We start from the raw sequence: 13,045 nt of genomic DNA, 5'->3' as shown, positions 1-13,045 counted from the left end.
TCTGGTATGCGTAGTCAGCATGGACGTGTCGAGCGCGAGCCTCCGGGTGCTGTGCCAGATCGCCGAGTCGGGCAGCTTCACCGCGGCCGCCGCACAGCTGGGCTACACGCAGTCCGCCGTCTCGCGCCAGGCGGTCGCCCTCGAACGCGACGCCGGCGCCACCCTGTTCGAACGGCGGACCGACGGGGTGCGGCTCACCCAGCCCGGACTGACGCTGCTGCGCCATGCCAGAACGATCCTGGAGTCCGTCGACGCCGCCGAACGCGACCTGACCGGCGCGGCTCCCCGCACGGAGCTGGTGCGGCTCGGGTTGGTCCCCAGCGCCGGACCGGTGATCCTGCCCGCCGCGCTCGACCGACTCGCCAGGACAGCGCCACGGGTCCAGGTCACCACCCGCGAAGGCACCACGCCCAGCCTGGCTCGGGCGTTGCGCACCGGTTCGATCGACGTCGCCGTACTCACCTCTCGCCCACCGCACCGGCCACCAGACGGTGAGTCGCCGCGACTGCACATCACGACCGTGCGGGACACCGAACTTCTCGTGGCGGCGTCGGCCACCGGCAGCTTCGCGGGCCGCACCTCCGTGCACGTCGACGAACTGGTCGACGCACCCTGGATCGCCACCCCCTCATCGAGCGCGGAACCGCTGCTCGGTGTCTGGCCGGGCCTGCCGGGGCGGGCGCGCATCGTCCACAGCGCACGTGACTGGCTGACGAAACTGCGCCTGGTCGCCGGTGGTTTCGGCGTCACCACGATTCCGGAGGGCCTGTCGCCGGCTGTTCCGCCCGGCGTGATCTCCCTGCGGGTCCAGGGCGCACCACCCGAGATCCGCCGGATTTTCGTGGCCCGACTCCCCGGCACCGGCACGCCAACGATCACGGCGGTCACCCGGGCGATCACCTCAACCTGAGCTGCCTGCATCTCGGCTCGACGAGCTTCGAATACTGGTTGCGCCGCACCGGGTGGACGGGGCGCCTGGTCATGGCCTGCGGACGGATGCGTGATCGTCGGCGGATGCGGGGCCTGTCACCGTGACATCCGACGGGCTGTCGGCGGGACTCTCGTCGAGATTGTCGACAAGCCTGTTCAGCAGACCCAGCAGGAGATCGACTTCTGCCGTGCTGAAGCCGCGCAGCGCCTGATCGTTGGTCTCGAACAGCGCCGAGCGCACCTGCGTGAGCTTTGCCAGTCCGCTTTCGGTCAGTGAGATCAGGCTGACCCGTCGATCATGTTGGGCGGGGGTGCGCCGGATGAGGCCGTCACGCTCCATCCTGGCGAGTAGCTGGGCCATGGACGGCTGCTCGATCCTGGCCAGCACTGCCAGTTCCTTCTGGGGGAGCGCGCCGGTCTTGCTCAGCGCCACCAGCACGGGCATCTGCGCGAAGGTCAACCCCAGCGGTCGCAGCCGCCGGTCGTTGACCCGGGTCAACGCACGCGAGGCGAAGTTGATCAACGCGGCGGGCGCGGAGTCGAACCTGGGGTGCGTCACACCGCCAAGTGTATAGGGTCCTATTGACCTGTTGCATAGGCTCCTATACATTCGGATGCATAGGAGCCTATGCAATGTGGTCATCGGACAGGGAGACACACGTGATCATTCGCAACGTGACCGTCATCGACGGGCAGCGGGCCGCCCCGATCGCCGATGCGGAAGTGGTGGTGACCGACGGGCGGTTCAGCGCCATCCGGACGGCGGCCGATGCGCGGCCGGCGGCCAGTGGCGCCTTCGTGTTCGATGCGCGGGGTGGCTACCTGGTGCCGGGCCTGTGGGAGAGCCACACCCACCTGGGCGGACTCGCCTCCTTCAAGCCCGAGAACGAGCGCGCGAAGTACATCTCCGAACTGCTCACCGAGTTCCTCAGCGGTGGAGTGACCAGCGTCGTCGACCTCGGCGGACCATTGGAGACCGAGCTCGCCGCCCGCGACTACCGCAGCAGGGCCACCGACACCGCCGCCGGGTTGTTCTTCGCCGGGCCGGTGTTCACCGGAATCAACGGCTGGCCGGTCCTGGACGATCCGGAGCGCGCCTCCATCGCCTACCAGACCGACAATGCCGACACCGCCTATCGGCGGGCACTGGAGCTGGCCGATCAGGTCGACTTCATCAAGTGCATCTACGACGGCGAGCCCGGCGCTCCGGACAAGCTGCCCCTCGACGCCCTCAAGGCCATCGTCGCGGCCGCGCACGAGAAGGGCAGGAAGGTGCTCGTGCATGTCCACGAGCGCATCGATCTGGAGGAGGCGGTGGCCTCCGGCGCGGATGGCATCGAACACGCCTTCCGGCCGCAGGATCCCCGCAGCACTGCGGAGGCCCGCGACATCGCCGCACTGCTGACGGAGACGAACACCTACTACTGTCCCACCCTGGTCACCTGGGAACAGATCGCGCGCAACGGCGAGGCCGGCTACCTGCAGACGCTGGTCGATGACGGCTTCGCCACGCCCGAGGACATCCCGCAGATCACCAGCCGCCCGATCTACGGGCGCGAGTTCCCTCGGCATTCCGCGCAGGACGCCCGCGTCCGTTTCGACTATGCGATGCGCACGCTGGCACTGATGCACGATGCGGGAGTGAAGATCACCGCGGGGAGCGACGTGGCCATGTTGATGCCCTCGCGGCCCGCCGCCCTGCTGCGAGAACTGCAGTTGCTGGCAAAGGCGGGCCTGCCGCTGCCCGCGGTCCTGGCGGCCGGTACCCGGCATTCGGCCGAGAAGATCGGTCAGCAGACGACGACACCGGGGACGATCACCGTCGGATCCGTCGCCGACGCGCTGTTGCTCGATGCCGACCCCTACGCGGACATCGCGCACCTGGTCGACCGTTCCCACCATGTCGGCACGGTGCGGGCCGGGCGGCCGAGCTGGGACGAGAACCACCCCGCGTCCTGACCGGCCGATTCACTGCCGCGCGACGGCGCGCTCCCCGGGGCCGTGCGCTGTTCCTCGCCGGAGACGAGTACTCGACCGGCGCTGGCAGTGTGGTCGCGGATGAGCGCGCCGACCGCCGGGCGGCCGGGTGGGTCATGCTGACTCGGCCAACTCGCGCCATTGTTGCCAGGTGGCGAGCCGCTGCTGGTAGACCCTCTCGGCGACCGGGTACGGGTAGCTGCCGAGGAACAGCCGCAGCGGCGGTTCCGGCAGATCGACCAGGCTGAGGAGGACGTCCGCGGTCACCGACGGGTCGCGCGGTGCGCGGGCGGTGGCGCCGGCGCGGCGGGCCTGCCGGATCGGCTCGTAGGCCGCGATCGGGTCGGTGTGCGCCGCGGACACCCCGGCCCAGTCGGTGCCGTAGGGCCCTGGCTCGACGATCGTCACCTTGACACCGAACGGGCCGACCTCCTGGGACAGTGCCTCGCTCATCCCCTCGAGTGCCCACTTGGAGGCGTTGTAGACGCCCAGTGTCGGGAAGGCGGCGATGCCGCCGATACTGGACACCTGGACGAGGTGCCCCCGCCCCTGCGTCCGCATGATCGGCAGGGCGGCCTGAGTCACCCACAGCGGGCCGAACAGGTTGGTGTCGATCTGGGCCCTGGCCTGCTCCTCGGTCGTCTCCTCGATCATGCCGAACAGGCCGTAGCCAGCGTTGTTGACCACCACGTCCAGGCCGTCGAAGGCGTGCGCGGCGCGGTCCACCGCGGCGAAGACCGCGGCGCGGTCGGTCACGTCGAGCGCGATCGGCAGGAGGCGGTCGCCGTAGGTCTCGGTCAGTTCCTGGAGCGTTTCGGGCCGGCGTGCCGTCGCGGCGACCCGATCACCGCGTTTGAGCGCCGCCACTGTCCACGTGCGTCCGAAACCGCGCGACGCCCCGGTGATGAACCATGTCTTCATGGCCTCGACCATGCCGCTGCGGTGAACCGCCAGCGAGCCCCCTGACAGGGATACCCTCGACAGGCGATGACACACGACAACCCACTCGGCGAGTTCCTCCAGGCGCGCAGGGCCCGCGTGCGGCCCGGTGAGGTGGGGCTCGCGGCCTACGGTCGGCGCCGAGTGGCCGGACTGCGCCGCGACGAACTCGCGCGGCTGGCCGGCGTCTCCGTCCAGTACCTGACAAGGCTGGAGCAAGGCGTCGACCGGAACCCGTCCACACAGGTCGTGGCCGCGTTGGCGACAGCGTTGCGCCTCGACCCGGACGCCGCGGCCCACCTGCGCGCCGTCGCGGCCCCGCCGGCCGAGCCGCACGAGCCCGGTGAGGCCCGCGTCGAGGTGCGGCAGTTGCTCGATTCGTGGGGCGGCACTCCGGCGTACGTCCGCGACCGCTGTTTCGATGTGCTGATGGCCAACAAAGCGGCCATGGCGCTCGCCCCGATGTACCACCCCGGTCGCAACCTGGTCCGCGACATGTTCCTCGACCCCGCCACCCGCAGGCTGTTTCCGGACTGGCCGGACATCGCCGAACAGACGGTCGCGGCCCTGCGAGTGACAGCCGATCCGCGCGACCCACGGACTGCCGCACTCGTGGCCGACCTGCAGCCCCACGACGAGTTCAGCGCGTTGTGGGGCCGATACGACGTGCGGCCGTCCCGCGACGAGACCAAGCGGTTCGACCATCCCGACGTCGGCCCGCTGACCCTACGCCGCCAGACCCTCGCCATCGCCGGAGCCGGGGGCCAGGTGATCATCGTCTATCAGCCGGAGCCTGGCAGCGCCTCGGCCGACGCCCTGACCCGGCTCCTGTAGCCAGTGGCCTCAGCCAGGGCAGGCGGAACGCGTCGCGGCTCAGGCACCGTTCACGGCGGTGACGCCCGCCATGGTGCCGACGAACGCGCGTTGTCGAGCCAGCGTCGGCGAGGCGAAGTGCGGCGCCGTCCCGACGGCCACCTGCGCCAGCACCTGGCCACTCGCCGGGTCCAGGGCGTACAGGGTGCCGGCGTCGTAGTCCACAACCCAGACGGCCCCGCCGCCGACCGCGGGCGATCCCCGCGCGGCGACCGCCGCGTGCCAGCGGACGGTGGGGCTGCCGGCCGCGTCGACGGCGATGGCCCTGGTGCCGTCGGTGCACGGCAGGTACACGGTGCCGTCGTCGTCGACGGCGCTGCCGCCGAAGGACCGGCACATCGACGCCTGGGCCACCTCTCCTCCGACGCCGCCGAGGCTGTCGTGCCGCAGCACGTAACCCGTGCCGCGCTTGCCGGCGGTGAGGACGTAGGGGCCGACGAGAGTGGGGCTGGCCGAGCCGAGGTCGAGGTCGCGCGCGTTGTCGTCGGCCCAGGTCGACGGCGCGAAGAAGTCGACTCTGCCGAGTTCGGGGGACAGGGCCAGCACCGAGTCGCTGCCGTCGAAGGCGGTGCTTGACTCGCCGTTGCCGACCGCGAACAGCAGCCTGTCCTGGTCGACGACACCGCCGGCCGGCGCCCAGATGCCGCCCTCGCGAGTGGTCGGCACCGCGTAGCTCTGCACCGGACCCGAGCCGTCGGTCCGCACCGACACCACCGAGCCGATGTAGCTGCCGCAGTCGCCCAACAGGCCGCCGTAGGGCACGTAGACGCGGCCGCCGAGCAGTGTGAGCGCGCCGCGTTGTTGGTGTGCAAGGGGATCGCCCATCGGCGGCTCCACCGGCACCCGCACCTCGACCGCGCCGGTCGTCACGTTGACACCCACCAGGTCGTGGTTGCCGCCGTTGGTCTCCGCGACGACGAACACGCGGCCGGTGTCCGGGTCGTACACGGGTGTCCCGGTGATCCCGAGCGGGTCGATGTTGCCGCACGGGAGGCTCGACAACGGCACCGGACTGCCGAGGTTGGTCGACCACTGCACCGTGCCGCTGGCGACCGACAGCGCGTACACGGTGTCGTGCTCGGTCGCGGCGATCACCCGGCCGCCGATCACCAGCGGCTGCCCGTAGACCGCGCCGTCCAGGGGCGCACGCCAGGCCACCGACAGGGCGCCGACGCGGGGCAGTCCCGGGGCGGTGCCGTGCCGGGTGTTGTCCCGGTGGTAGGTCGGCCAGTCGACGGCGAACACCGGTGCGGGATGACCCGGGCCCGCGACAATTCGCGCGGCTCGCGGGTGGTGCGCGGCTGAGGCGGTCGCCGCGCCGTCGAGCGCGGCGACGGCGAGCGTCAGGACGGCCAGCGACATGAGCCACTTCGGCGCCATGCCGCCAAGTATGGGCACCCTCGGCACCTCGGTCGAGGGTCCGGTTTGCGGAGAATTCGCCGTGCGGCCGGGTTTGCCGCATCGAGTCCGTCCTGGCCCGCGCCCACTGCGACCCGGGAGTGTGGACCCGGCCGCGTGGTCCGGGGTCGGCACCCGTTCCGCGCTAGGGTGCTGTCATGGGTGACCGGCCGTACGTGCTGCTCAGCTGCGCGATGACCGCCGACGGCTACATCGACGACGCGACCGACAAGCGCCTGCTGCTGTCCGACGACGCCGACTTCGATCGCGTCGACAAGGTACGCGCGAGCTGCGACGCGATCCTCGTCGGCGGCGCGACCATCCGGCGCGACGACCCAAGGCTCCAGGTCCGTGACCCCCATCGCCGGGCGGCCCGCGTCGCGCGCGGCGAACCGGCGAACCCGACCAAGGTCACGCTGACCGCCAGCGGCGACCTCGACCCGGCGGCCAGGTTCTTCACCGAGGGGCCGGCAGAGCGGCTCGTCTACGCGCCGACCTCCGTCGCGGCGGCGCTGGCCACGCGCCTGCGCGACGCGGCCACGGTCGTCGACACCGGCGACCGGCCTGCCGTGCCCGGTGTCCTCGCCGATCTCGCCGCGCGCGGCGTGCGCAGGCTACTGGTCGAGGGCGGTACCGACATGCACACCCAGTTCCTCACCGCCGACGCGGTCGACGAGCTGCACCTGGTCGTGGCGCCGTTCTTCGTCGGCGACGGCCGCGCCCCGAGGTTCGTCGGCGACGGCGCCTTCCCGTGGACGGCGGACCGGCGGATGACGCTCGCCGAGGCGCGGCCGATCGGGGATGTCGTGCTGCTGCGGTATCTGCTGACCGCTGCGGATCTGGATCCGGGACGCGATGCCCGACCTGAGGAGCGCAGGCGATGACGGAGACCCAGGCGGCACGGGATCGGCGCTGGCTCCAGCGGGCCGTCGACCTGGCCGCGCACTGCCCGCCGTCCGCCACGGCCTTCGCGGTCGGCGCGGTGATCGTCGACGCGGCCGGTGTCGAGCTGGCCACCGGCTACTCGCGGGAGACCGACGAGCACGTGCACGCGGAGGAATCGGCGTTGGTCAAACTCGATCCGGCCGACGACCGGCTGCCCGGCGCGACCGTCTACAGCTCGCTGGAACCGTGCAGTGTGCGGAAGTCCCGCCCGCGCTCCTGCACCCAGCTGATCCTCGCGGCCGGTGTCGGCCGGGTGGTGTTCGCGCTGCGGGAACCGCTGGTGTTCGTGGACTGCGACGGCGCGGAACAGTTGGCGGCGGCGGGTGTCGAGGTGGTGCGGCTCGACGAGTTCGCCGACCAGGTCCGCGCCGCGAATCCGCACGTGTTCGGGCAGCCGGTCGACGGGCAGCTGGTCGACGGGCCGGCCGCGTCGTTGGCGGCGGCCGTCGAGTCCGGCGACCCCGAGCTGCTCGGCCCGCTGCTGCACGAGAACGTGCGCTGGGGCGGCGAGGAGGACACCGCCGACACCTGCCACAGCCGGGGCGACGTCCTGCGCTGGTACGGAACCGCGCGGGCCAACGGGCTGCGGGTGTGGGTCGACGAGACCGAGACCAGGTCGGGCGCGGTCGTGTGCAAGGTGCGGATCGTGGCCGGTGGTCAGGAAGCGTTGCGGTACCAGGTGTTCCGGGTCGTGGACGGGCTCGTCGTCGAGATCCGCGGATACCCGGAGCTGGCGGACGCCCTGGCCTGGGCCGACCGGGGCTGATCGGCCGGGCGTGGCCGGGAGTGGCCGGGAGCGCGGCGGTCGATGCCGGCGCGCCGTGCCCGCTGGTTGGGTCGTTCGGCGGACACCGTACTAGGTTCGAGGCATGGTTGAGCTGATCTATCCGGACAAGCCGCGGCCCGGTGACCGGGTCGCGGTGCTGTCGCCGTCCTCCGGGCTGCCCGGCCTGCTCCCGCTGCCCTTCGAGCTGGGGCTGCGCCGCCTCACCGAGGACTTCGGCCTGGTCCCGGTGGAGTACCCGACCACGCGGAAGATGGGTGTCTCGGCGGCCGCGCGAGCGGCCGACCTGCACGCCGCGTTCGCCGATCCGACCATCACCGCCGTGCTGTCCAGCATCGGCGGCGACGACCAACTCACCGTGCTGCCGCACCTGGACGCGGAGTTGTTGCGCGCCAACCCAAAGCCGTTCTTCGGCTTCAGCGACAACACGAATCTGTTGGCGTACCTGTGGAATCTCGGCATCGTCGGCTTCCACGGCGGCGCGGTCATGGTGCAGTTCGGCCGAGCGGGCGCGATGCACCCGGTGACGGCCGAGTCGGTGCACGCCGCGCTGTTCACCCCTGGCGAGTTCGCGCTGACCGAGGTGACGTCCTACGGCGACACCGACCGCGACTGGTCGGACCCGGCCACCTTCGCGGTGGAACCGGTCATGGACGCGTGCGAGGGCTGGAGCTGGCGCAACGCCGACCGCGTCGTCGAGGGGCGGAGCTGGGGCGGGAACCTGGAGGTGCTCAGCTGGATGCTGATGGCCGACCGAGCCATCCAGCCCTCGGACACCTACGCGGGCGGGGTGCTGCTGCTGGAGACCTCCGAGGAGCTGCCGAGCGCGGACGAGGTCTACCGGATCCTGCGCAGCATGGGGGAGCGCGGGCTGCTTGGCCAGTTCCCCGCCGCGCTCGTCGGCCGCGCGAAGACGTCCTCGATCGATGTCAGGAACAGCCCCGGGCAGCGAGCCGCCTACCGCGAGGACCAGCGGGACGCCGTGCTCCGCGCGTTCGAGGAGTACGCGCCCGACACGATGATCACCTTCGACGTCGACTTCGGGCACACCGATCCGCAGGTCGTCATGCCCTACGGCGGGTTCGTCCGCGTCGACGGTCCGGCCCGCGCGATCACCGTCACCTACTGAGCCTTGGCGCGCTAGGCGAAGGTGATGTCCGCACTGTCCAACACGGACACTCCGGCTGCGCGAAGCTCGTCCTCGACCCGGCCCGAGATCGCCTCCGCCGGCTCACCGTCGGCGTAGGTCGCGTGCCCGTCGCGGACGAGCGTCACCCGGTGGCCCCGGCCAAGGGCTGCCAGCGAGGTGGCGCGGATGCAGTACTCGCTCTGCATGCCGGCCACCACGACGTCGGCGGAGGCTGGCACCAGCTCGGCCAGCGGTGTGCCGGCGAAGGCGTCCTGCTTGTGCTTGTCCACCAGGTGCTCGCCGTCGCGCACCTCGTGCACGAGCTGCCAGCCCGGCGTGCCGGGGGCGTCCGGGTCGACCTCGGAGCCGTTGTTGCGGACGTGCACGATCACCGCGCCGGCCTCGCGCGCCCGGCCGAGCAGGTCGGCCAGCACCGGGGCGACGGTCGCGGCGGCCGGCACCGGTTCGGGCGGCAGCAGCATGTTTCGTTGCGCATCGACGAGCAGGAACACCGAGGTCATGATCGAAAGGTAGCACACCTGTTCGAACGCATGTCAGGTCAACCTGCCCGCGCCGACAGGGCGGGTCGGTCGGTGCGGAACGTGCGGCGGTAGGCCATCGGGGAGACGCCGACGGCCGCGTGCAGGTGCTGCCGCAGCGAGGTCGCAGTGCCGAGCCCGGCCTGCCTGGCGACCGCGTCCACGGGCAGGTCGGTGGTCTCCAGCAGGCGACGCGCAAGCTCGACGCGCTGCTGGGTCAGCCAGCTGCCCGGACTGACGCCGACCTCCTCGCGGAAGCGGCGGGTGAACGTGCGCACGCTCGTGCTGGCGTGCGCGGCCAGTTCCGCCAGCGACAGCGGCTCGCCCAGCCGTTCGAGGGCCCACGCCCTGGTCGGGCTGGTCGTCGCGATCGATGGCTCCGGCACCGGTTGCTCGATGAACTGGGCCTGACCGCCGTCCCGCCACGGCGGCACCACGCAGTGGCGCGCCACCTGGTTGGCGATCTCGCTGCCGTGGTCGCGGCGCACGATGTGCAGGCACAGGTCCACCCCGGCCGCCGCGCCCGCCGAGGTGAGCACGTCGCCGTCGTCGACGAACAGCACGTCGGGGTCGACCCGCACGCGCGGGAACGTGCGCTGGAAGTGCGCCGCTTCGAGCCAGTGGGTGGTCGCGGCCCGGCCGTCGAGCAGACCGGCCGCGGCGAGGATGTAGGCGGCGGTGCAGATCGACACCATCCTGGTGCCCGGCCGGACGAGCGTGAGCGCGTCGGCGAGGCCGTCGGGCAGTCGGCCTGCGCCGAAGTCGTCGAGGCCGGCGGTGTGCGCGGCGGGAATGACCACGGTGTCCGCCGTGGCCAGGGCCTCGGCGCCGCGCTCGACGGTGATGCTGAAGTCCTCAGTGGTGCGGACGGGTCGTCCGTCCAGACTGCACGTGATCACCTCGTACAGGGAGCGGCCGGACCGGTCGGCCGCCGACCGGAAGATCCGCGACGGGATGCCCAGTTCGAACGGGATGACGCCCTCGAGGGCGAGTACGACCACGCGATGCATGGCCCGATTCTTTCACATGTTGGCCATCGGGCCACTGTCGATCTGTCGGTAGATCCCGCAGGCTGGTGACCGTGACAGAGCAGATGCGGGCGATCAGGCAGCAAACCCTTGGCGGACCGGAGGTCCTGACCGAGGTGACGGTGGACCGCCCCGAGCCGGGGATCGGCGAGATCCTGGTGCGGGTGCACGCCGCCGGCGTGAACCCGACCGACTGGAAGGCCCGCGCCCACGGCAGGGCGGGGCAGGTGCCGCCGGCCCTCGGCTTCGACGTGTCCGGCGTCGTGGCGCAGGTCGGCTTCGGCGTGACGCTGTACCGGCCCGGCGACGAGGTGTTCGGCATGCCGCGCTTCCCAACCTGGGTCGGCGCCTATTCCGAGTTCGTGACCGCGCCGCCGAGGCACTTCGCGCGCAAGCCGGCCGGCATCGACCACGTGCACGCCGCGGCGCTGCCGCTGGCCGCGCTCACCGCGTGGCAGGCGTTGACCGAGACCGCGCACGTCGAGCCGGGCCAGCGGGTGCTGGTGCACGCCGCCGCCGGAGGCGTCGGGCACCTTGCCGTGCAGATCGCGAAAAGCCTTGGTGCGCATGTGATCGGCACCGCGCGGGAGGCCAAGCACGGGTTCCTGCGCGAGCTCGGCGTCGACGAGGCGATCGACTACACCAAGGTCGACTTTGCCGAGGCGGTGCGGGACGTGGACGTCGTGCTCGACCCCATTGCCGGCGACTACGGGCCGAGGTCGCTGCGGACCCTGCGCCCCGGCGGCACGCTCGTGTCGATCCTCGACCTCGCCGACGAGGTGCCGGCGCTGGCGGAAGAACTCGGGGTGCGCGCGTTCGCGATGCTGGTCGAACCCGACTACGCGGGCATGCGCCGGATCGCCGAACTGGTCGAGTCGGGGCAGCTGAGGGTGGAGCTCGACACCGTGCTGCCGCTGGCGGAGGCGGCGAAGGCACACGAACTCGGCGAAACGGGCCGCACCACGGGAAAGCTCGTGCTGCGCGTGGTCGACTGACCTGTCCCACCCCCGTCCGGCAGTGGGCCGCCTCGCCCGCGACCAGGCCTTCCGGCCCCGCGAACCCGGCGGAGTTCGCGGCGGCCCGGCGCGCTCAGGCGGTGAGGTTGGCGGCGAGGAACGCGATGGTCCTGCGCCACGCGTCCGCCCTCGCCTCGGCGTTCGCGCGGGGTGTGCCGCCGAAGGCGAGCGACCTGCCGGGGCCGGCGGAGGCCAGCCCGGTCGCGGGCACGTGCGGCGCGCCGGCGATGGCGTGCCCGGCCTCGGGGTAGCTCACGTGGTGGTACGGAAAGGGATGGTCGGCGTCCTCCAGCCGGCGCAGCGCGACGTCGCTGAGCGCGGCGGACGGCCAGACCCGGTCGTCGCCGGAGGAGATCAGCAGCACCGCGCCGTTGACGCGCTCGACCGGGATGGCGCTCGCCGCGAGCGCGGCCTCGTCCCGCATCCCGGCGAGGAACGCAGTCCGCATCTCCACCGGGCCGCCGCCCGCGAGCTGCTCCGCCACCTCCGGCGTGCGGACGCTGGGCAGGAACGGCAGCGGCCGCCCGCCCAGCGTCCACGTCGGCACCCGCGCTGCCTCGGTGTCCAGGGGAAACCCTGCGGTCATCACGCCGGAACCGACCGTGCTGACCACCGCGCCGATCTCGGTGTGTGTCGCCGCGATCAGCAGCGCGGCCTCGCCGCCGCGCGAGCGGCCGACGATGCCGAGCGGACCGGCCTCGACCCGGTCCTGCTCGCGCAGGAAGTCGATCGCCGTGCCGAAGTACTCCAGCGGGATCTCGGCGAGGCGCGTCGGCAACCCCGGCATCCCGAGGTATGCCAGGGCGAACACGGCGAACCCGTGCGCCGCGAGCAGCGCGGTGTCGGCCTCGTGCGAGCCGCCCTCCGAGCCGCCGAGCAGGATGACGCCGGGACAGCTCGGACAGCTGGTCGGCGTGAACAGCGTGCCGACCAGGTCGCGCTCGCGGATCACCGTGCGCCGCACGCCATCGGGCAACCGCAGCCGGTTCACCCTGGCGGCCGCGACGGGCCGGCCGGCGATCTCGGCGGTGAGGGTCAGCGGCAGGGGAGTGAGCACGCTCGGCTCGCCGCGCGGCGCGGTGTCGTCCAGGGTCATCGACCAGACCAGGCCCATGGCCGCCGCGCCGGTGTAGTCGCCGGAGACCGGGGCCTGGCGGGTGAGGTCGACGCGGCCCTCGCCGTCGGCGCGGAAGGTCGCGGCGGACCGCCACGTGCGGCCGACGCCCTCAGGAGTGTTGGCGCACACCGTGACCAGGCCGTCGGGCGGGCAGTGCAGCAGGCGGACGGTCAGCGACGTGTCCAGGGAGGGACAGTCAGGGGACACCTGGATCAGTGGCGCGGAAGCGGCAGGGGATTCGCTCATTTTCGCACCGTAGAGTCGGATGACCGATAGTTGAACCTTTGTCGTCAGGAGGTCGCCAGAATGATGGCCTCCGGAGTTGACACTGAGCCGTTTGCCCTGCACTCCAACAGGGTCGCGGCAGCGG

Annotated in this window: 13 protein-coding genes; 7 read left to right on the top strand and 6 right to left on the bottom strand. The window is 71.9% G+C overall.

All coding sequences use genetic code 11. The features are described from left to right. The first annotated feature begins 19 nt into the window (after positions 1-19). A complete protein-coding gene (locus tag F0L68_RS32205; protein ID WP_188316940.1) occupies positions 20-910 on the top strand; it encodes a LysR family transcriptional regulator in 891 nt (296 codons plus the stop codon). A gap of 69 nt (positions 911-979) precedes the next feature. Here the strand turns inward: F0L68_RS32205 and F0L68_RS32200 are convergent, their stop codons facing one another. Beyond that, positions 980-1,489, bottom strand: a complete 510-nt coding sequence (locus F0L68_RS32200) for a MarR family winged helix-turn-helix transcriptional regulator (RefSeq protein WP_223199317.1) — start codon at positions 1,487-1,489, stop codon at positions 980-982. A gap of 101 nt (positions 1,490-1,590) precedes the next feature. Here F0L68_RS32200 and F0L68_RS32195 point away from each other — a divergent pair, with 101 nt between their 5' ends. After that, positions 1,591-2,889, top strand: coding sequence for an amidohydrolase family protein (locus F0L68_RS32195; RefSeq protein WP_188316939.1), 1,299 nt, complete (start codon positions 1,591-1,593; stop codon positions 2,887-2,889). Positions 2,890-3,021: 132 nt separating this feature from the next. Here the strand turns inward: F0L68_RS32195 and F0L68_RS32190 are convergent, their stop codons facing one another. After that, on the bottom strand, positions 3,022-3,828 hold the full coding sequence (locus F0L68_RS32190; protein ID WP_149853620.1) for an SDR family oxidoreductase: 807 nt from the start codon (positions 3,826-3,828) through the stop codon (positions 3,022-3,024). Between the two features lie 66 nt (positions 3,829-3,894). On the opposite strand from F0L68_RS32190, the gene F0L68_RS32185 reads away from it, so the two are divergent. Further along, positions 3,895-4,680 carry a helix-turn-helix domain-containing protein gene (locus F0L68_RS32185; protein WP_149853619.1) on the top strand — a complete coding sequence of 262 codons (786 nt, stop codon included), beginning with the start codon at positions 3,895-3,897 and terminating at the stop codon, positions 4,678-4,680. 39 nt (positions 4,681-4,719) lie between these two features. Here the strand turns inward: F0L68_RS32185 and F0L68_RS32180 are convergent, their stop codons facing one another. Beyond that, positions 4,720-6,117, bottom strand: a complete 1,398-nt coding sequence (locus tag F0L68_RS32180; protein WP_223199316.1) for an outer membrane protein assembly factor BamB family protein — start codon at positions 6,115-6,117, stop codon at positions 4,720-4,722. A gap of 158 nt (positions 6,118-6,275) precedes the next feature. On the opposite strand from F0L68_RS32180, the gene F0L68_RS32175 reads away from it, so the two are divergent. From F0L68_RS32175 to F0L68_RS32165, 3 genes are all read left to right on the top strand, one after another. Next, positions 6,276-7,001, top strand: coding sequence for a RibD family protein (locus F0L68_RS32175; RefSeq protein ID WP_149853618.1), 726 nt, complete (start codon positions 6,276-6,278; stop codon positions 6,999-7,001). Continuing rightward, the gene (locus F0L68_RS32170; RefSeq protein WP_149853617.1) at positions 6,998-7,828 is read left to right on the top strand and encodes a hypothetical protein; all 831 of its coding nucleotides are present in this window, start codon (positions 6,998-7,000) and stop codon (positions 7,826-7,828) included. Before F0L68_RS32175 ends, F0L68_RS32170 begins: the two co-directional genes overlap by 4 nt. Positions 7,829-7,931: 103 nt before the next feature. Then, complete coding sequence (locus F0L68_RS32165) at positions 7,932-8,975, top strand: S66 family peptidase (protein ID WP_149853616.1); 1,044 nt, start codon at positions 7,932-7,934, stop codon at positions 8,973-8,975. 11 nt (positions 8,976-8,986) lie between these two features. Here the strand turns inward: F0L68_RS32165 and F0L68_RS32160 are convergent, their stop codons facing one another. Continuing rightward, on the bottom strand, positions 8,987-9,496 hold the full coding sequence (locus F0L68_RS32160; protein ID WP_149853615.1) for an isochorismatase family protein: 510 nt from the start codon (positions 9,494-9,496) through the stop codon (positions 8,987-8,989). A 38-nt stretch (positions 9,497-9,534) separates the two neighbouring features. Then, the gene (locus F0L68_RS32155; protein WP_149853614.1) at positions 9,535-10,524 is read right to left on the bottom strand and encodes a GlxA family transcriptional regulator; all 990 of its coding nucleotides are present in this window, start codon (positions 10,522-10,524) and stop codon (positions 9,535-9,537) included. An 83-nt stretch (positions 10,525-10,607) separates the two neighbouring features. Here F0L68_RS32155 and F0L68_RS32150 point away from each other — a divergent pair, with 83 nt between their 5' ends. Next, entirely contained in the window at positions 10,608-11,537 is a 930-nt protein-coding gene (locus F0L68_RS32150) for an NADP-dependent oxidoreductase (RefSeq protein WP_149853669.1), read from the top strand. Between the two features lie 94 nt (positions 11,538-11,631). On the opposite strand, the gene F0L68_RS32145 is transcribed toward F0L68_RS32150, so the two are convergent. Further along, positions 11,632-12,921 (bottom strand): acyl-CoA thioesterase/bile acid-CoA:amino acid N-acyltransferase family protein, encoded by a 1,290-nt coding sequence (locus F0L68_RS32145; RefSeq protein WP_149853613.1) that lies wholly within the window; start codon positions 12,919-12,921, stop codon positions 11,632-11,634. Positions 12,922-13,045 lie beyond the last annotated feature (124 nt).

Origin of the sequence: Solihabitans fulvus, assembly GCF_008386585.1 — a bacterium.
Lineage (GTDB): Bacteria > Actinomycetota > Actinomycetes > Mycobacteriales > Pseudonocardiaceae > Solihabitans > Solihabitans fulvus.
Note: the sequence above shows the minus strand (reverse complement) of the source record. Positions and strands in the feature narration are given on the sequence as shown.

Excerpts from the sequence above, each read along its gene's own strand:
- F0L68_RS32190 (WP_149853620.1), bottom strand. The coding sequence starts at position 3,828 with ATGAAGACATGGTTCATCACCGGGGCGTCGCGCGGTTTCGGACGCACG.
- F0L68_RS32150 (WP_149853669.1), top strand. The coding sequence starts at position 10,608 with ATGCGGGCGATCAGGCAGCAAACCCTTGGCGGACCGGAGGTCCTGACC.
- F0L68_RS32170 (WP_149853617.1), top strand. The coding sequence starts at position 6,998 with ATGACGGAGACCCAGGCGGCACGGGATCGGCGCTGGCTCCAGCGGGCC.
- F0L68_RS32175 (WP_149853618.1), top strand. The coding sequence starts at position 6,276 with ATGGGTGACCGGCCGTACGTGCTGCTCAGCTGCGCGATGACCGCCGAC.
- F0L68_RS32185 (WP_149853619.1), top strand. The coding sequence starts at position 3,895 with ATGACACACGACAACCCACTCGGCGAGTTCCTCCAGGCGCGCAGGGCC.
- F0L68_RS32160 (WP_149853615.1), bottom strand. The coding sequence starts at position 9,496 with ATGACCTCGGTGTTCCTGCTCGTCGATGCGCAACGAAACATGCTGCTG.
- F0L68_RS32205 (WP_188316940.1), top strand. The coding sequence starts at position 20 with ATGGACGTGTCGAGCGCGAGCCTCCGGGTGCTGTGCCAGATCGCCGAG.
- F0L68_RS32145 (WP_149853613.1), bottom strand. The coding sequence starts at position 12,921 with ATGAGCGAATCCCCTGCCGCTTCCGCGCCACTGATCCAGGTGTCCCCT.
- F0L68_RS32155 (WP_149853614.1), bottom strand. The coding sequence starts at position 10,524 with ATGCATCGCGTGGTCGTACTCGCCCTCGAGGGCGTCATCCCGTTCGAA.
- F0L68_RS32165 (WP_149853616.1), top strand. The coding sequence starts at position 7,932 with ATGGTTGAGCTGATCTATCCGGACAAGCCGCGGCCCGGTGACCGGGTC.